Annotated in this window: 2 protein-coding genes and 1 pseudogene; 2 read left to right on the plus strand and 1 reads right to left on the minus strand. The window is 70.6% G+C overall.

Annotated elements, in window-relative coordinates; genetic code table 11:
- The first annotated feature begins 181 nt into the window (after positions 1 to 181).
- Positions 182 to 1,995 (plus strand): annotated as a pseudogene (locus tag AC2W7C_RS15015) (aminopeptidase P family protein).
- A 72-nt stretch (positions 1,996 to 2,067) separates the two neighbouring features.
- Positions 2,068 to 3,054 carry an aldo/keto reductase gene (locus tag AC2W7C_RS15020; RefSeq protein WP_486002134.1) on the plus strand — a complete coding sequence of 329 codons (987 nt, stop codon included), beginning with the start codon at positions 2,068 to 2,070 and terminating at the stop codon, positions 3,052 to 3,054.
- Between the two features lie 23 nt (positions 3,055 to 3,077).
- Here the strand turns inward: AC2W7C_RS15020 and AC2W7C_RS15025 are convergent.
- Positions 3,078 to 3,537, minus strand: a 460-nt coding sequence (locus AC2W7C_RS15025) for a BRCT domain-containing protein (protein ID WP_486002135.1), incomplete at its 5' end; no start/stop codon positions are given.

Raw genomic sequence — 3,537 nt, forward strand, 5'->3', positions numbered from 1 at the left:
GCCGCAGAACTAGGTCGCCCCTGGGGCGCCCCCTCCTGACGGCTTCGCCGTCTGTCCTCCCCATCGCCTGGGCGGGCGATGGAGAGGTGAGCTGGGGTGGAGCCTCACCTCTCCACGAAGTGGGGAGGGGGACCATGCGAAGCATGGTGGAGGGGTCTCGCCTGGTGCTATGCCTCCGGCCATGCGCCAGACCTATGACGAAACCACCGATCCGTCCTTCGGGGCCAAGCATCTGCCCCGCGTGCGGGCGAAGATGGCCGAGCAGGGCCTGGACGGCCTGCTGGCGCCGCACGAGGACGAGCACCAGAACGAATATCTGCCCGCCGCCAACGATCGGCTGGCGTGGTTGACGGGCTTCACCGGTTCGGCGGCGCCGGCGTGGTGCTGAGGGACCGGGCGGCGGTGTTCGCCGACGGGCGCTACACGGTCCAGGTGCGCGCCCAGGTGGATGCCGGCCAGTTCGAGATTCTGGCGCTCGAGAACAACGGGGTGGCGGCCTATCTGGAGACGGCGCCCCAGGGAGCGGTGATCGGCTACGATCCCCGTCTGCACAGCCCCGACGCCCTGGCGAGCCTGAGGCGCGCGGCGGAGAAGGCCGGAGCCAGCTTGCGGCCTGTCGAGGCCAATCCGATCGACCTGGCCTGGGCGGACGAGCGGCCGGCCCAGCCGATGGCGCCGGTGGTTCCGCACGAGGACCGCTACACGGGCGAAACCAGCGCTTCGAAGCGCGAGCGGACCGGCCGGGCGATCGCCGACAAGGGCGCAGACGCGGCCGTGCTGACGGCGCCGGCCTCGATCGCCTGGCTGTTCAACATCCGCGGCGGAGACGTGATCCGCACGCCGCTGCCGTTGGCGCAGGCAGTGGTGAACGTTGACGGGACGGCGAAGCTGTTCCTGGACCCGCGCAAGGTGACCAATGAACTGCCCGCCTGGCTGGGCGACGCGGTGACGCTGGAGGCGCCCGAGGCGCTGGAGGGCGCGCTGGACCGGCTGAAAGGTGCGAAGGTGCTGGTCGATCCGGGCCAATCCTCGGCCTGGTATTTCGACCGGCTGGAAGCGGCCGGGGCGACGGTGGTGCGGGGGATGGATCCTTGCACCCTGCCCAGGGCGACCAAGAATCCGGTGGAGATCGAGGGCTCACGGCAGGCGCACATTCGGGACGGGGCGGCGCTGAGCCGGTTCCTGCACTGGGTCGACACGGTGGCCCAGGAAACCCTGCCCGACGAGCGCGAGGTGGCCGAGGCGCTGGAACGGTTCCGCGAGGAGACGGGGGCGCTGAAGGACCTGAGCTTCGACACCATCGCCGGGGCCGGGCCGAACGGGGCGCTGCCGCACTACAAGCCCGTGACCCGCACCATCCGGCGGATGGAGAAGGGGTCGCTTCTCCTGGTAGACGGCGGCGGCCAGTATCTGGACGGCACCACCGATGTGACGCGCACCATGGCGGTGGGCGAACCGAGCGCCGACCAGCGCCGGATGTTCACCCTGGTGCTCAAGGGCCATATCGCCATGGCCGTCGTGCGCTTCCCGGCGGGAACGACGGGGCACCAACTCGATGCGATGGCGCGCCTGCCGCTGTGGATGCAGGGCTTCGACTACGATCACGGGACCGGGCATGGGGTGGGCAGCTACCTGGGCGTCCACGAGGGGCCGCAGCGCATCGCCAAGGCGGTGAACAGCCAGCCGCTGCTGACCGGCATGATCCTGTCCAACGAGCCCGGCTACTACCGCGAGGGGCACTGGGGCATCCGCATCGAGACGCTGCAGGTGGTGACGCCGGCCGAGCCGATCCCGGGCGGCGAACGGCCGATGCACGGGTTCGAGCAGCTGACCTTCGCGCCGCTGGACCGCAAGCTGATCGACGTGGACCTGCTGACCGCGGACGAGCGGGCCTATGTGGACGCCTACCATGCCGAGACCTGGGCCAAGGTCGGGCCGCTGCTGGATGGCGAGGCGAAGGCCTGGCTGGAGGCGGCTTGCGCCCCCTTGAAATAAGGCGGAACGGCGCCCACCTCCTGGAGGTCGGCGCCCGGTCGCCGGCTTCCTCACATTTCAGGAGACGCGCTCATGAAGACGCGCACGCTGGGCCGTTCGGGCCCTGAGGTTTCGGCCATCGGCCTGGGCTGCATGGGCATGAGCGCCTTCTACGGCGACACGCTCGACCTGGCCGGCGGGGCCGAGGTGATCCATCGGGCGCTGGATATCGGCGTGACCTTCCTGGACACCGCCGAGGTCTATGGCCCCTACACCAACGAGGAGCTGGTGGGCGCGGCGCTGAAGGGGCGGCGCGACCGCGCCTTCCTGGCCACCAAGTTCGGCATCGTCCGCAACCCCGACGGCAGCATGGTCACCGACGGATCGCCGGCGAACGTGCGGCGCTCGATCGAGGGCAGCCTGAAGCGGCTGGGGACCGACCACGTCGACCTCTACTACCTGCACCGGGTGGACCCGGACACGCCGATCGAGGAGACGGTGGGGGCGATGGGCGAACTGGTGACCGAGGGCAAGGTCCGCTTCATCGGTCTGTCGGAAGCCGCGCCGGCGACGATCCGCAAGGGTCACGCGGTGCATCCGATCACGGCGCTGCAGACGGAGTATTCGCTGTGGAGCCGCGAGCCCGAGGGCGCGTTGCTGGCGACCTGCGACGAGCTGGGCATCGGCTTCGTGCCCTACAGCCCGCTGGGCCGGGGCTTCCTGTCGGGCGAGATCAAGTCGATCGACGACCTGGCGGCCGACGACTTCCGCCGGTCGAACCCGCGCTTCCAGGGCGAGAATTTCCAGAAGAACCTGGACCTCGTCGCGGCGGTCAGCGCCATCGCCCAAGATAAAGGCGTGAACCCGGCGCAGCTGGCCCTGGCCTGGGTGCTGGCGCAGGGGCCGCACCTGGCGCCGATCCCCGGCACGCGCCGGATCCGGACGCTGGAGGAGAACGCCGCGGCTGTCGATGTCGTCCTGACGCCCGAGGACCTGGCGCGGATCGAGGCGGTCTTCCCCAAGGGCGCGGCGTCGGGTGATCGCTACGCCGTCGCGGGCCAGTCGTCGCTGAACAGATAAGAGCCGGCCGGCGCGGGATCAAGTCAGCCGCCGATCAGCGCCAGCCATTCGTCCTCGGTCAGGACCTGGACGCCATGCTTCTGGGCCTCGGCCAGCTTGGAGCCGGCGCCGGGGCCGGCCACCAGATAGTCGGTCTTCCTGGAGACCGAGCCGGAGACCTTGGCCCCCAGGCTTTCGGCGCGGGCCTTGGCCTCGTCGCGGGTGAAGCGCTCGAGCGCGCCGGTGAAGACGACGGTCTTGCCGGCGACGGCGGTGTCGGTCTTGGGCTTCTCGGCGTCCTCGACCCGGTCCAGCTGCTGGATCAGGGCGTCGACGACGGCGCGGTTGTGCGGCTCGTGGAAGAACTGGGCCAGGGCGCGGGCCGCGACGGGACCGACGCCGGCGATGCCGGCGATCTCGCCCAGGGTCGGCGAGGGGCCTTCCTCGCGCGCGACCTTGGCCAGGCGGACGATCGACGGCCAGTCAGGGGCCAGCAGGGCCAAG

It is taken from the genome of Brevundimonas sp. CURTG3B2_SDJG (assembly GCF_057364705.1).